Origin of the sequence: Pseudomonas sp. R3-18-08 (assembly GCF_003852065.1) — a bacterium.
In the GTDB taxonomy this organism is placed as follows: Bacteria; Pseudomonadota; Gammaproteobacteria; order Pseudomonadales; family Pseudomonadaceae; genus Aquipseudomonas.
The window spans coordinates 4199741-4214321 of record NZ_CP027729.1 but is presented as its reverse complement, the minus strand read 5'-3'; the positions used below and the strand labels follow the sequence as shown (position 1 = coordinate 4214321).

The 14581-nt window shown below is 61.2% G+C and carries 10 protein-coding genes; 4 read left to right on the top strand and 6 right to left on the bottom strand.

Annotated features, from left to right (window positions below; all coding sequences use genetic code 11):
• Positions 1–7: 7 nt before the first annotated feature.
• Both C4J92_RS19245 and C4J92_RS19240 read right to left on the bottom strand, forming a co-directional pair.
• The gene (locus C4J92_RS19245) at positions 8–985 is read right to left on the bottom strand and encodes a trans-acting enoyl reductase family protein (protein ID WP_124405832.1); all 978 of its coding nucleotides are present in this window, start codon (positions 983–985) and stop codon (positions 8–10) included.
• A 30-nt stretch (positions 986–1015) separates the two neighbouring features.
• The gene (locus C4J92_RS19240; protein ID WP_124404947.1) at positions 1016–1759 is read right to left on the bottom strand and encodes an SDR family NAD(P)-dependent oxidoreductase; all 744 of its coding nucleotides are present in this window, start codon (positions 1757–1759) and stop codon (positions 1016–1018) included.
• A 138-nt stretch (positions 1760–1897) separates the two neighbouring features.
• On the opposite strand from C4J92_RS19240, the gene C4J92_RS19235 reads away from it, so the two are divergent.
• Positions 1898–2791 carry an AraC family transcriptional regulator gene (locus tag C4J92_RS19235; protein WP_124404946.1) on the top strand — a complete coding sequence of 298 codons (894 nt, stop codon included), beginning with the start codon at positions 1898–1900 and terminating at the stop codon, positions 2789–2791.
• A 117-nt stretch (positions 2792–2908) separates the two neighbouring features.
• Here C4J92_RS19235 and guaD read toward each other — a convergent pair whose 3' ends face one another.
• From guaD to xdhA, 4 genes are all read right to left on the bottom strand, one after another.
• On the bottom strand, positions 2909–4213 hold the full coding sequence (gene guaD / locus C4J92_RS19230; RefSeq protein ID WP_124404945.1) for a guanine deaminase: 1305 nt from the start codon (positions 4211–4213) through the stop codon (positions 2909–2911).
• A 7-nt stretch (positions 4214–4220) separates the two neighbouring features.
• Positions 4221–5063: a xanthine dehydrogenase accessory protein XdhC gene (gene xdhC, locus C4J92_RS19225; protein ID WP_124404944.1), complete on the bottom strand. Its 843-nt coding sequence runs from the start codon at positions 5061–5063 to the stop codon at positions 4221–4223.
• A gap of 119 nt (positions 5064–5182) precedes the next feature.
• Positions 5183–7573, bottom strand: a complete 2391-nt coding sequence (gene xdhB, locus C4J92_RS19220; RefSeq protein WP_124404943.1) for a xanthine dehydrogenase molybdopterin binding subunit — start codon at positions 7571–7573, stop codon at positions 5183–5185.
• Positions 7566–9014: a xanthine dehydrogenase small subunit gene (gene xdhA, locus C4J92_RS19215; protein WP_124404942.1), complete on the bottom strand. Its 1449-nt coding sequence runs from the start codon at positions 9012–9014 to the stop codon at positions 7566–7568. Before xdhA ends, xdhB begins: the two co-directional genes overlap by 8 nt.
• A 280-nt stretch (positions 9015–9294) precedes the next feature.
• Here xdhA and C4J92_RS19210 point away from each other — a divergent pair, with 280 nt between their 5' ends.
• The 3 genes from C4J92_RS19210 (at position 9295) to zipA (ending at position 14567) form a co-directional block, all read left to right on the top strand.
• Entirely contained in the window at positions 9295–9954 is a 660-nt protein-coding gene (locus C4J92_RS19210; protein ID WP_124404941.1) for a GntR family transcriptional regulator, read from the top strand.
• A 2-nt stretch (positions 9955–9956) separates the two neighbouring features.
• Positions 9957–13445, top strand: a complete 3489-nt coding sequence (gene smc / locus C4J92_RS19205; protein ID WP_124404940.1) for a chromosome segregation protein SMC — start codon at positions 9957–9959, stop codon at positions 13443–13445.
• A gap of 258 nt (positions 13446–13703) precedes the next feature.
• Positions 13704–14567 carry a cell division protein ZipA gene (gene zipA / locus C4J92_RS19200; RefSeq protein WP_124367939.1) on the top strand — a complete coding sequence of 288 codons (864 nt, stop codon included), beginning with the start codon at positions 13704–13706 and terminating at the stop codon, positions 14565–14567.
• Positions 14568–14581 lie beyond the last annotated feature (14 nt).

Below are 14581 nucleotides of genomic sequence, written 5' to 3'. Positions count from 1 at the left end.
TCCACCGTTAGAAGTCAGTGACCACTGTCCCGGCAATGCTTTGTGCAAATGCATCGCCAAACACCTCGGCCGGTGTCGTAAAACCCGGTAACCGCTCACCGTTCAATACCCGGCGCGCAGCTTCCACCGCTGCCAACGGCGTATAGGTATAGCCGTTCACGGTTTCGATCACAGACCTTGCGGTCGTTCCATCGGCCCCCGTGACTTCAACCACTGCGCGCGCCCGATGCGCATCCCGCTCCTCTGCCGTGGGGCCGTCGGGCAATAGCGACAGATCGCCCTCTGGAAATGCATCGCCCGCGATATTTACGAACATTGCAATATTAGGGATGCCAGTCGAATGCCAACCGGTGACCAAATCGCCGAAAGACAGCGGTACGCAGAGAACCTGTCCCTGACCGAAGTCAAAGTACCGCGGCCTGGCATCAGGGGTGGCGACCAGTTCGCCGTCGACCCTGGCCAGTAGGCCTGCACCAATGATCTCGCTGACGCTCATGGCCGACCCTCGTGAGATCGAGCCTGGAACCTGAAGCGCGATGCTCAGCGTAAGCGGCTTTTCCACGCGCTTGGCAACCTGCACTGCCAGCGAATCAGAAGGAACGACGTCCCATCCAACGCCCGGCAACAGCATGACCTTATTCGCAGCGGCTTCAACGCCTAGACTTTCAGCCAGCCGGTAGACATTAATCTCGGCGGTAATGTCTAGATAATCGACCCCGGCGTTGATGCACGCGCGCATCAACGGCTCTGCCGTTTGCGCGAATGGCCCGGCAAAGTTAAGTAATACCGAGATGCCGGAAAGATCGCTTTTGATAACCGCACCGGTATCGAATACCCGATAGGGTACGTTCAGTTGCGCAGCCAGAGTGGCCAACCGCTGCGGACTGCGTCCGGCGATTTCAAAATTCAGGCCGAGCGCTGCTGCCCGCTCCGCCGCCATCCGGCCCGTATAGCCCGTGGCGCCGTAGATCAGAAGTGTGCTCAATGGGTCCAGCATGATCTAGCCCTCGCGAATTCAGATGTTATAGCCGCCGGCGACTTCGATGGTCTGGGCATTGATCCAGCCGCCCTCCTCGGACAGCAGCATGGCAATGACCCGCGCGACATCTTCCGGCTCGCCAACCCTGCCGAGTGCCGTTTGCGCCGCGAGAATCGCTTCGAATTCATCGTTCAAGCCCCCACCCAGCTCGGTACGGATGGCTCCCGGTGACACGGCATTTACCCTTATGCGTTGCTCGCCAAACTCTTTGGCCATATAGCGTGTGAGCACTTCAAGCCCGCCCTTGAACGCCGCGTACGGTGCAATGCCTGCGGTGGCTACACGAGTAGTTGCACTGGTCAAATTGACGATGCTGGCACCTTCGGCCAACAGCGGCAGCAAGGCCTGAGTGAGGAAAAACGGGCCTTTGAGATGCACATTGAACAGGCCATCGAATTGCGCCTCGCTGACGGTGGCCAATGGGTTGAACAGGCCATAGCCGGCGTTGTTGACCAGACCACTTAATCCCGTGGCATTCCACGTCTTGCGCAGGGCTATCACCACCGTTTCACGAAATGCCTCGAAACTTCCCACATCCGAGACGTCAAGCTTGAGCGCTACGGCTTTCCCACCTGCTCGCTCGATGCGCTCCACAACCGAAGCCGCCGCCTCGGGGTTGGCGTTATAGGTCAAGATGACGCCCATGCCTTTTTTAGCAATATGCTCGGCGGCACTGGCACCAATTCCTCGGCTACCACCTGTGATCACGATGACGCTCATGTCCGTTTCCTCTATGTCTTGAATGTGCCTCCACAGTAGTGATCACCGCTCCTCGGTTCGTATTCGTTCCTACTCCAAACCTGCCTGTTTCTGCTTTTCACTTGCAGGGTGAGTTGTTCTTCCTTCAGCATGCCAGCGATGAATAACCCATTGAACGAACTCAGATCACTAGCAACCGGCGCTGAAAACCGCCGAACTGAAACAGGCATTCCGCGCGTGGCCATGGTGCAAGGCAAGATTCCTGAGCACCTGCTTGCTGCGGTTTATGACCCGATGATCAATGTGATTCTACAAGGCAGCAAGAGCATGACCGTTGGAGATCGGACGCTGCGATACGACCCAGCGACCTACTTCGTCATGTCCATCGATTTGCCAGCGGTGGGGTCGGTGCACCCGGCGGCCACGGGTGAGCCCTATCTGGCTGTCAGCCTGACGCTGGATCCGGCAGTCCTGTCGACATTGTTCGCTGACTTGCCCAAACCTGCTACGCGCATCGACAACCGCCCTGGCTTTTCAGTTGCCTCTGTCACACCTGACTTGATGGACGCATGGGTGCGAATGCTGCGCCTGATGGGCGACCCTGATGCCATCGCAGCCCTGGCCCCGGCCTATGAACGCGAGATCATCTTCCGCGTCCTTCAGGGGCCTCACGGCTGGATGCTCAGGGAAATCGCAGCGCCCGATACCGCCATGGCGCGAGTAAACCTAGCGATACAGTGGATCCGTCGTGACTTTGCCGAGACCCTCAGGGTGGAACGTTTGGCGGAACGGGCGTCGATGAGCGTCTCGGCATTTCATCGCCACTTCAAGGCGGTGACCAATCTGAGCCCGTTGCAGTACCAGAAACGCGTGCGCCTGCTTCACGCGCGAACGCTGATGGTGGCAGGCGCCAAAAGTGTCATGGCTGCGGCCTTCGAGGTTGGCTACGAAAGCGCAACGCAATTCAGTCGAGATTATGCACGGCTGTTCGGATTACCTCCTGCACGAGACGCAGGAAGGATCTTTGGGGACACGAGAGACGTCAGACGCTAGTCGGTTAGCGCAATCAACGGAAAGCAACTATTGCTCAACCTGCGATGACACCCTGTCGCGTAGGCGCTCTCTAGCCTCGCAAGTCCCTCCCACATTGGTTTTGTGTTGCGGCTGGAATCAGCGCTGGTGCACCAGTTGCCCGGCCGCGTAGGTCTGCAACACCGTCCGATCATCCCCCAGCGTCATCAGCACAAACAACGTCTCGGCAATGTTCTTCGCCTGCTTCAAGCGATAGCTCAGCAACGGCGTGGCGTTGTAGTCCAGTACCAGGAAGTCCGCATCCGTGCCCGGTTGCAAGGTGCCGATCTTGTCTTCCAACCGCAGCGCGCGCGCACCGCCAAGGGTGGCCAGGTACAGCGACTTGAATGGGCTCAACCGCGCGCCCTGCAACTGCATGACCTTGTAGGCTTCATTCAAGGTTTGCAGGAGCGAGAAGCTGGTGCCGCCGCCCACGTCGGTGCCCAGGCCCACATTCAATTTGTGCTTTTCGGCCATCGGCAGGTTGAACAGGCCACTGCCGAGGAACAGGTTCGAGGTCGGGCAGAACGCCACGGCCGAGCCGGTTTCTGCCAGCCGCGCGCATTCGTCGTCGCACAGGTGCACGCCATGGGCAAACACCGAGCGTTCGCCGAGCAGTTTGTAGTGGTCGTACACGTCCAGATAGCCATTGCGCTCTGGAAACAATGCCTTCACCCATTCGACTTCCTGCTTGTTCTCACTGATGTGGGTCTGCATATACAGGTCCGGATACTCCCCCAACAGTTGCCCGGCCAACGCCAGTTGCTCCGGCGTGCTGGTCGGCGCAAAGCGTGGCGTAACCGCATAATGCAGGCGGCCCTTGCCGTGCCAGCGCTCGATCAGCGCCTTGCTTTCCTGGTAGCCGGATTCCGGCGTGTCGGTCAGATAATCCGGCGCGTTGCGGTCCATCATCACTTTGCCGGCGATCATGCGCAGGTCGAGTTTTTCGGCAGCTTCAAAGAAGGCGTTCACCGACTGCGGGTGCACGCTGCCGAACACCAGCGCGGTGGTGGTGCCGTTGCGCAGCAGTTCCTTGATGAAAATATCCGCCACTTCGTCAGCGTGCGCCTTGTCGGCGAACTGGCTTTCACACGGGAAGGTGTAGGTGTTGAGCCAGTCCAGCAACTGCTCGCCATAGGCGCCGACCATACCGGTCTGCGGCAGGTGGATATGGGTGTCGATCAGGCCGGGGGTGATCAGCGCATCCTGGTAGTGCGTGACGTCGATATCGGCGGGCAGGGTCGGCAGCAGGTCGCTGGCGTGGCCAAGCGCGCTGATCCGGCCGTTGTCGATCACCAGCAGGCCGTCTTCGAAATATTCATAGGACGCGTCGATGCCGACCTCGGCGGGGTCGGCGATGCTGTGCAGGATGGCGGCACGGTAGGCTTTGCGGGTCAAAGGCATGCTGATCTCAATTCTTGGCTTGGCTGCGGCGAGATACCGGCAGCAGTTTGGCAATGGGTTCGGCGCTGACGGTGTGCTGGCCGAAATGGGCGTTATAGGTGGCGATAATTTCGCCGGCGATGGAGATGGCGATCTCCACCGGCAATTTGCCTTTCACTTCGCTGAGGCCCATCGGGCAGCGCAGGCGTTGCAGGTGCGCGGTGTCGAAGCCGCGATCGCGCAGGCGATGTTCGAACTTGACCCGTTTGGTTTTGGAGCCGATCAGGCCGAAGTAGGCGAAGTCATTGCGCTTGAGCAGGGCGGCGGTCAGTTCCAGGTCCAGTGCGTGGTTGTGGGTCATGACGATGCAGTAACTGCCCGCCGGCAAGTCGGCGATTTCGTCGACCGGCTCTTCGCTGACGATTTTACGCACGCCCTGGGGGATGTGTGACGGAAACTCCTGCTCGCGCGAATCGATCCAGCGCACCCGGCACGGCAGGCTCGCCAGCAACGGCACCAGCGCACGCCCCACATGGCCGGCGCCGAACACCGCGATCTGCGCCTGCACTTGGCCCATGGGTTCGAACAGCAGCACCGTCACGCCGCCACAGCACTGGCCCAGGCTCGCGCCGAGGCTGAAGCGCTCCAGATGGGTGTTCTGCTGGCCACGGGTAAGCATGTCGCGGGCGATGTGCGTCGCCTTGTATTCCAGGTGCCCGCCGCCGATGGTGTCGAAGGTGTGGGCGGCGCTGATCACCATCTTCGAGCCGGCGTTGCGCGGCGTGGAGCCAAGCTCCTCGATGATGGTGACGAGCACGCAGGGTTCGCCTTGGTTCTGCAGGTCGGCGAGGGCGCTGATCCAGTTGTTCATGGTCACCTCAGTTAGATCGTTCCCACGCTCCGCGTGGGCATGCATACCGTGACGCTCTGCGTCACAAGAGCGGACGCAGAGCGTCCAGGCCGGCATTCCCACGCAGAGCGTGGGAACGATCAAGCCAGCTCGGTTGCAGCTTGAGTGGCGTTTGTTTGCAACTGCCGCATCTGCTCACACCCCCACAACACCCGCTCCGGCGTGGCCGGCGCGTCGATCCTGGGTTGATGCCGATAGTCACCCAGGCTCGCCACCGCATCCTTGATCGCGCACCACGAGGCAATCCCGAGCATGAACGGCGGTTCACCCACGGCCTTGGAATGGAACACCGTGTCCTCCGGGTTCTTGCGGTTTTCCACCAGCTTGACCCGCAGGTCCAGCGGCATGTCCGCCACGGCCGGGATCTTGTAGCTGGCCGGGCCGTTGGTCATGAGCTTGCCCTTGTTGTTCCACACCAGCTCCTCCATGGTCAGCCAGCCCATGCCCTGGATAAAGCCGCCTTCCACCTGGCCGATGTCGATGGCCGGGTTCAGCGAGGCGCCCACGTCGTGCAGGATGTCGGTGCGCAGCATCTTGTATTCGCCGGTCAGGGTGTCGACGATCACTTCACAGCACGCCGCGCCAAAGGCGAAGTAGTAGAACGGCCGTCCGCGCGACTGGCTGCGGTCGTAGAAGATTTTCGGGGTCTTGTAGAAGCCGGTGCTCGACAACGAGACCTGGGCGAAATACGCCTGCTGGATCAGCGCCTCGAAGCTCAGGATCTGTTCACGCACGCGCACATGACCGTTGCGAAATTCCACGTCCGCCTCGCTGACGTCGTACTTGCGCGCGGCAAATTCCACCAGGCGCTGCTTGATGGTTTCGGCGGCATTCTGCGCGGCCTTGCCGTTCAGGTCGGCGCCGCTGGAGGCCGCCGTCGGCGAGGTGTTGGGCACCTTGTCGGTGTTGGTGGCGGTGATCTGCACGCGGTCGATATCCACCTGGAACACTTCGGCCACCACCTGGGCAACCTTGGTATTCAGGCCCTGGCCCATCTCGGTACCGCCATGGTTCAGGTGAATGCTGCCGTCGGTGTAGATGTGGATCAGCGCACCGGCCTGGTTGAGAAAACTCGCGGTAAACGAAATGCCGAATTTGACCGGCGTCAGCGCCAGACCTTTTTTCAGGATCGGGCTGTGGGCGTTGTACAGGCGGACCGCTTCGCGGCGCTCGGCATATTGGCTGCTGGCCTCAAGCTCGGCGGTCATCTCTTCGAGCATGTTGTGCTCGACGGTCTGGTAGTAGTGGGTGACGTTGCGTTCGGTCTTGCCATAGTAATTGGCCTTGCGCACCGCCAGCGGGTCCAGCGCCAGATGGCGGGCGATGGCGTCCATCACTTCCTCTATGGCGACCATGCCTTGGGGGCCGCCGAAGCCGCGATAGGCGGTGTTGGACGCGGTGTTGGTCTTGCAGCGATGGCCGTTCACCGTCGCGTCGCCCAGGTAATAAGCGTTATCGGCATGGAACATCGCGCGGTCGACAATCGAGTTGGACAAGTCTGGCGAACAGCCGCAGTTGCCGGCCAGGTCCAGGTTGATGCCGTGCAAACGACCGGCGTCGTCGAAGCCCACGTCGTATTCGATGTAGAACGGGTGGCGCTTGCCGGTCATCAGCATGTCTTCGACCCGCGGCAGGCGCATCTTGGTCGGCTGGCCGGTGAGGCGCGCCACCACCGCGCACAGGCAGGCGGGGCTGGCGGCCTGGGTTTCCTTGCCGCCGAAGCCACCGCCCATGCGGCGCATGTCGACCACGATTTTATTCATCGACACGTCTAGCACTTCGGCGACAAGCTTCTGCACTTCGGTGGGGTTCTGCGTGGAGCAGTAGACGATCATGCCGCCGTCTTCGGTGGGCATCACCGAGGAAATCTGGGTCTCCAGGTAGAAATGTTCCTGGCCGCCGATGTGCAACGTGCCCTGGATGCGGTGTTGAGCCGTTGCCAAAGCGCCGGCCGAATCACCGCGTTGGTGGGTGTGGCTGTCGAGCACGAAGTGTTTGTTGCGAAACGCCTCGACCACGTCCAGTACCGGCTCCAGGTCTTGGTATTCGATCACCGCCGCCATGGCCGCTTTGCGGGCGGTCTCAAGATCACGGGCGGCCACGGCCAGTACCACCTGGCCGACGAACTGCACGGTGTCGATGGCCAGCAGCGGATCGCCGGGCATCAGCGGGCCGATGTCTTTCAGGCCCGGTACGTCTTCGTGGGTGATCACGATACGCACGCCGTCGAAGGCGTAGCAGGGCGCGGTGTCGATGCTGAGGATTTTCGCGTGGGCGCGGTCGGACATGCGCGCATACAGGTGCAACTGGTTGGGGAATTCGAGGCGGTCGTCGATGTACTGCGCCTCACCGCTGACATGCTTGGCGGCGCTGTCATGCTTGACGCTGCGGCCGACCCCGGAGGTCAGGTCGCGGGCGAACAGTTCGGCCAGTTCGGCCTGGGTTTTTTCCACGGCGTGATGGTTAGACATAAGCGGTCACCCGAGTCTCGATGTGCGGCGTTTGCAGTTCGATGAAGTATTTGCGCAACAGGTTCTGCGCGCTGAGCAGTCGGTATTCCTTGCTGGCGCGGAAGTCCGAGAGCGGGGTGAAATCCTCGGCCAGGGCGGCGCAGGCTTTCTCCACGGTGGCGGCGTTCCAGGTGGCGCCCGTCAGCTGCGTCTCGCAGTGCTTGGCACGCTTGGGGATGGCGGCCATGCCGCCGAAGGCGACGCGGGCCTCGCTGATAACACCGTTGTCGAGCTTGAGGTTGAAGGCGGCGCACACGGCGGAAATATCATCGTCCAGGCGCTTGGAAACCTTGTACGCGCGAAACAGTGAGTGGCCCTTGGGCACGATGATTTTCTCGATGAATTCGCTGTCCTGGCGGGCGGTCACGCGGTAGTCGATGAAGTAGTCTTCCAGCGCCAGGGTGCGCCGGGTATTGCCCTTGCACAGCACAATCTGTGCGCCGAGGGCGATCAGCAGCGGCGGCGAATCACCAATCGGCGAGGCGTTGCCGATGTTTCCGCCGAGGGTGCCCTGGTTGCGGATCTGCAGCGAGGCGAAGCGATGCAACAATTCGCCGAAGTCCGGGTATGCGTGGTGCAGCGCGGCGTAGCAGTCGGAGAGGGCGGTGGCGGCGCCGATTTCCAGGCGGTCGTCGAAGGATTCGATGCGCTTCATTTCTTCGATATTGCCGACGTAGATCATCACCGGCAGGGTGCGATGGAACTGGGTGACTTCCAGAGCCAGGTCGGTGCCGCCGGCCAGCAGGCGGGCTTGCGGATAAGCGTCGTAGAGGTCGGCCAGGTCGGCGACGGTCAACGGCACCAGGCAGCGTTTGTCACCACTGTTGAGTTCACCGGTTTGCGTCGGCGCAATGGCCTTGAGCTGCGCGATGGTCTGGGCGGCGCGGCTGTCGAACTGGTCCTGAGGCTTGTTGCAGCACGCTTGCTCTGCCGCCGCCAGAATCGGGCGATAGCCGGTGCAACGGCACAGATTGCCGGCCAGGGCTTCATGGGCTTTCTGGCTGTCGGGGGCATCGCTGTTCTTTTGCAGGGCAAACAACGACATCACGAAACCCGGGGTGCAGAAGCCGCACTGTGAACCGTGGCACTCGACCATCGCCTGTTGCACGCTGTGCAGTTGGCCCTGGTGCTTGAGGTCTTCGACGCTGATCAGTTGCTTGCCGTGCAGCGACGAGACAAAGGTCAGGCACGAATTGAGGCTGCGATAACGAATCTGCTCGACGCCTTGATCGTTGCGGTGCAACTCGCCGACCACCACGGTGCATGCACCACAGTCGCCGCTGGCGCAGCCTTCCTTGGTGCCGGATTTGCCCACATGCTCACGCAAATAGTTGAGCACGGTCAGGTTGGGGTCCAGGGCGTGCTCGCTACGGAGTTCCTGGTTAAGTAAAAACTGGATCACGGAAGGCCTCGCAGATTCATTATTGTTGTTAACCGCTTTGCGCCGAATCTAGTCATGTCTGACTTTTCGGTCAATGATTTTCTGACCTAAGGGTCAAGAAACTGCGGTCACAACCTATTCAATTATGGTTCAGTCTTCTGGAACCGGTGTTTTCAGGGGCTTGTGGCTTTCCAGGCTTGCGTGTTTCATGCCAAATTCGCCACCGTGGGCGTAGCGCCATCAGCGGGCCAATGCGCTACACTGCCGCGCTTGTACCGATAGCAGATTTTGAAGGGAAAACATGACGTTCAAGGCGCCGGACAGTCTCGCCGAGCAAATCGCTCACCACCTCGCCGAACGTATCATTCGCGGCGATCTCAAGCCTGGGGAGCGGATCCAGGAACAGAAAGTCACGCTGGCGCTGAATGTCAGCCGTGGTTCCGTGCGCGAAGCCCTGCTGATCCTCGAGCGCCGGCACTTGATCGCGATCCTGCCGCGCCGTGGCGCCCACGTCACCGAACTCAGCGCACACAAAGTGCAGAGCCTGTGTACGTTGATGGGCGAGATGTACATCCTGCTCGGCAATGCGGTCGCCGAAGGCTGGCAGAGCCAGGCCGACATGGCGCCCTTCCTGCAAATCCAGCAGCGCCTGATGGGCAGCTATGAGCGCCAGGACATCCGCGCCTTCGTCGAAGAAAGCTTCAATGTGATGCGCGCCGCGTACCCCTTCGCCAACAACCCGTATCTGCAGGAAACCGTCGAGAACCTGCAGCCGGCGATGAACCGTGCTTATTATTTGGCCCTGGAGCAGCGCAAGGCGGAAATGAGCGAGTACCTGACGCTGTTCGAACAGCTGCTCGCTGCCGTGCTGGCCCGTAATCTGGCGCAGATCCGGCTGGTGTTGTCGGCTTACTGCCAGCGCAGCAGCACGCTGGTGATCGCAGCGTTGGCGGACGCCTAAGCGTGCGGCTCAAGTGCATCAAGTTGGCGGGGTTCAAATCCTTCGTCGACCCGACCACGGTGAACTTCCCCAGTAATATGGCGGCGGTGGTCGGGCCCAATGGCTGCGGCAAGTCGAACATCATCGACGCCGTCCGTTGGGTGATGGGCGAGAGCTCGGCGAAGAACCTGCGCGGCGAGTCGATGACCGACGTCATCTTCAACGGCTCCACCAGCCGCAAGCCGGTGAGCCAGGCCAGCATCGAACTGGTGTTCGACAATTCTGACGGTACCCTGGTCGGCGAGTACGCGGCCTACGCCGAAATCTCCATCCGCCGTAAAGTCACGCGCGACAGCCAGAACAGTTACTTCCTCAACGGCACCAAATGCCGTCGACGCGACATCACCGATATCTTCCTCGGCACAGGCCTGGGCCCGCGCAGCTACTCGATCATCGAGCAGGGCATGATCTCCAAGCTGATCGAAGCCAAGCCCGAAGACCTGCGCAATTTCATCGAGGAAGCGGCCGGCATCTCCAAGTACAAGGAGCGCCGCCGCGAGACCGAAAACCGCATCCGCCGCACCCATGAAAACCTCGCCCGGCTGACCGACCTGCGCGAAGAACTGGAACGCCAGCTGGAGCGCCTGCACCGCCAGGCCCAGGCCGCCGAGAAATATCAGGAATACAAGGGCGAAGAGCGCCAGCTCAAGGCCCAACTGTCGGCCCTGCGCTGGCAGGCGTTGAACGATCAGGTCGGCCAGCGCGAGGCGATCATCGGCACCCAGGAGGTCAGCTTCGAAGCGCTGGTGGCCGAGCAGCGCAACGCCGACGCCAGTATCGAACGCCTGCGGGACGGGCACCATGAGCTGTCCGAGCGCTTCAATCTGGTGCAGGGGCGCTTCTATTCGGTGGGCGGCGATATTGCCCGGGTCGAACAGAGCATCCAGCACGGCCAGCAGCGTCTGCGCCAGTTGCAGGACGATCTGAAGGAAGCCGAACGCGCACGCCTGGAGACCGAATCGCACCTGGGCCACGACCGTACCTTGCTGCTGACCCTGGGCGAAGAGTTGGACATGCTCACCCCCGAGCAGGAAATCACCAGCGCCGCCGCCGAAGAAGCAGCGGCGGCGTTGGAAGAGGCCGAAACCAGCATGCACGGCTGGCAGGAGCAGTGGGACACGTTCAACCTCAAATCCGCCGAACCGCGGCGCCAGGCCGAGGTGCAGCAGTCGCGTATCCAGCAACTGGAAACCAGCATGGAGCGTTTGGCCGAGCGTCAGCGCCGTCTGCAGGAAGAGCGCGTGTTGCTCGCCGCCGACCCGGAAGACGCGGCGATCCGGCAGTTGAGCGAGCAACTGGCCGAAAGCGAAATGACCCTGGAAGAGCTCGAAGCCAGCGAAGCGCAGCAAGTGGAACGCCTGGAGCAATTGCGCCAGCAACTGCACACCGCAACCCAGGCGCAGCAGCAGGCCCAGGGCGATTTGCAGCGGCTCAATGGGCGGCTGGCATCGCTCGAAGCCTTGCAGCAAGCCGCGCTGGACCCTGGCACCGGCACCGCCGAATGGCTGCGCGACCAGCACCTGGCCGAACGCCCGCGCCTGGCCGAAGGTTTGAAAGTAGAAGCCGGTTGGGAGCTGGCGGTGGAAACCGTGTTGGGCGCCGACCTGCAAGCGGTGCTGGTGGATGATTTTGGCGGCTTCGACCTGGCCGGTTTCGCCCAGGGTGACTTGCGCCTGCTCAGCCCAGCCGCCGATGGCACGCGCGTGCCGGGCAGCCTGCTGGACAAGGTCGAGGCGGCGATTGACCTGTCGCCGTGGCTGGGTCAGGTCAAACCTGTGGAAACCCTTGAGCAGGCTTTGGCCCAACGCGGCCAGTTAGCGGCCGGCGAAAGCCTGATCAGCCGTGACGGTTACTGGGTCGGCCGGCACTTCCTGCGCGTGCGCCGTGCCAGCGAAGCTGAAAGCGGCGTATTGGCCCGTGGCCAGGAAATCGTCAACCTGAGTGCCGAGCGTGAAGAGCGCGAAGCCACCCTGGAAAGCCTTGAAACCGAACTGCAAACTCTGCGCGCCACCCAGCGCCAGCAAGAGACCGGCCGCGAACACCTGCGCCGCCTGTTGCAGGATGAGGCGCGCCAGCAAGGCGAACTCAAAGCCCAGCTGTCGGCGAGCAAGGCCAAGGTCGAACAGCTGACCCTGCGCCGCACCCGCCTTGACGAAGAAGTCGCCGAGATGGGCGAACAGCGCGCCCTGGAGCATGAACAGGTCGGCGAAGCGCGCCTGCACCTGCAGGAAGCCCTCGACAGCATGGCCCTGGACACCGAGCAGCGCGAACTGCTGCTGGCCCAGCGCGACAGCCTGCGTGAACGCCTTGACCGCGTACGCCAGGAGGCCCGTCAGCACAAAGACCACGCCCACCAGTTGGCGGTGCGCCTGGGCTCGTTGCGCGCCCAACATGATTCCACGCGCCAGGCCCTCGAGCGCCTGGAGATGCAATCGGAACGCCTCACCGAAAAGCGCGAGCAACTGAGCCTCAACCTGGAGGAGGGCGAAGCGCCCCTTGAAGAGCTGCGCCTCAAGCTTGAAGAACTGCTCGACAAGCGCATGAGCGTCGACGAAGAACTCAAGACCGCGCAGATCGCCCTGGAAGACGCCGACCGCGAACTGCGCGACGCCGAAAAGCGCCGCACCGTGGCCGAGCAGCAGTCCCAGTTGATTCGCGGCCAACTCGAACAACAGCGGATGGAATGGCAAGCCCTGACCGTGCGCCGCAAGACCTTGCAGGATCAACTGCTCGAAGACGGTTATGACCTGCACGGCGTACTCAACACACTGACCGCCCAGGCCAACGAAAAAGACGCCGAAGAAGAACTTGAGCGGATTGCCGCGCGTATCCAGCGACTCGGTGCGATCAACCTCGCGGCCATCGATGAGTACCAGCAGCAGTCCGAGCGCAAGCGTTATCTGGATGCCCAGGACGCCGACCTGGTCGAAGCCCTCGACACCCTGGAAAACGTGATCCGCAAGATCGACAAGGAGACCCGCAACCGCTTCAAGGATACCTTTGATCAGATTAATGGCGGTTTACAGGCGTTATTCCCAAAAGTTTTCGGTGGTGGCAGCGCCTACTTGGAACTGACGGGCGAAGATCTACTCGATACAGGGGTAACGATCATGGCGCGGCCTCCGGGCAAGAAGAACAGCACCATCCATTTGTTGTCCGGCGGAGAAAAGGCCCTGACGGCGCTGGCGCTGGTATTTGCCATTTTCAAGCTGAACCCGGCACCGTTCTGCATGCTCGACGAAGTTGACGCACCGCTGGATGACGCTAACGTTGGACGCTACGCTCGGCTGGTCAAGGAGATGTCCCAGACCGTGCAGTTCATCTATATCACCCACAACAAGATCGCCATGGAAATGGCCGATCAGTTGATGGGCGTGACGATGCACGAGCCAGGCTGTTCGCGTTTGGTGGCGGTGGATGTGGAAGAAGCGATGAAGATGGTGGAATCCTGAGGTAAGGCAGGAAGGAATTTTTACGGCACGCCGTAGGGCGATTTACCGGTTTGGCAAAAGTGGCAAATGGACATATTTGTTCAAGGCATTTTGACAGACGGTGTAAAGTTATCTTTGGTCGTGCTAGTTTAATGTCAATTTTTCGTATGCGTGGGCAAAACGTCAGTCAGAACATAGAGTTGGCGCCACGTTTTAAAGCGGTTTGCACGGTGCTAAACCCCTTATTTTTCAGCATTTTTTATAGAGGCACGGGATTACATGGAAATCGGTCTGCGCGAGTGGCTGATCGTCATCGGCATCATTGTCATTGCCGGTATTCTTTTTGATGGCTGGCGCCGCATGCGCGGTGGCAAGGGCAAGCTTAAATTTCGCCTGGACCGAAACCTGTCCAACTTGCCCGACGACGACGGCAGCGCCGAGTTGCTGGGTCCTCCCCGTGTGCTGGACACCCACAAGGAACCGCAACTGGACGAGCACGACCTGCCGTCGATGAGCGCGCCGGTGCGTGAGGCTCGTGAGCCGTCGTCCAAGCGGGGCAAGCGCGGCAGTGCTGGCGTGGCCGAGCCGCATCAGGGCGACTTGAACCTCGATGTCGACGAAGGCCCGAGCTTCAGCAGCCGCGACGATGACTTCCCGGATGAAAACGCCGGCAAGAACGCCCCGCGCCAATCGGTCAACGATCAGCCGGCCGCCGAAGAAGTGCTGGTGATCAGTGTGATCTGCCGCGATGCCGGTGGCTTCAAAGGCCCGGCGCTGTTGCAGAATATCCTTGAAAGCGGCCTGCGCTTTGGCGAGATGGATATTTTCCACCGTCACGAAAGCATGGCGGGTAACGGCGAAGTGCTGTTCTCCATGGCCAACGCGGTCAAGCCGGGCACGTTCGACCTGGACGATATCGACCTGTTCAGCACCCCGGCGGTCAGTTTCTTCCTTGGCCTGCCAGGCCCGCGTCACCCGAAACAAGCGTTCGATGTGATGGTGGCTGCAGCGCGCAAGCTGTCCCAGGAACTGAACGGCGAGCTCAAGGACGACCAACGCAGCGTGCTCACCGCCCAGACCATCGAGCATTACCGTCAGCGCATCGTCGAGTTCGAGCGTCGCGCCCTGACACAGAAACGCTGAGGATTGCGCTTCGG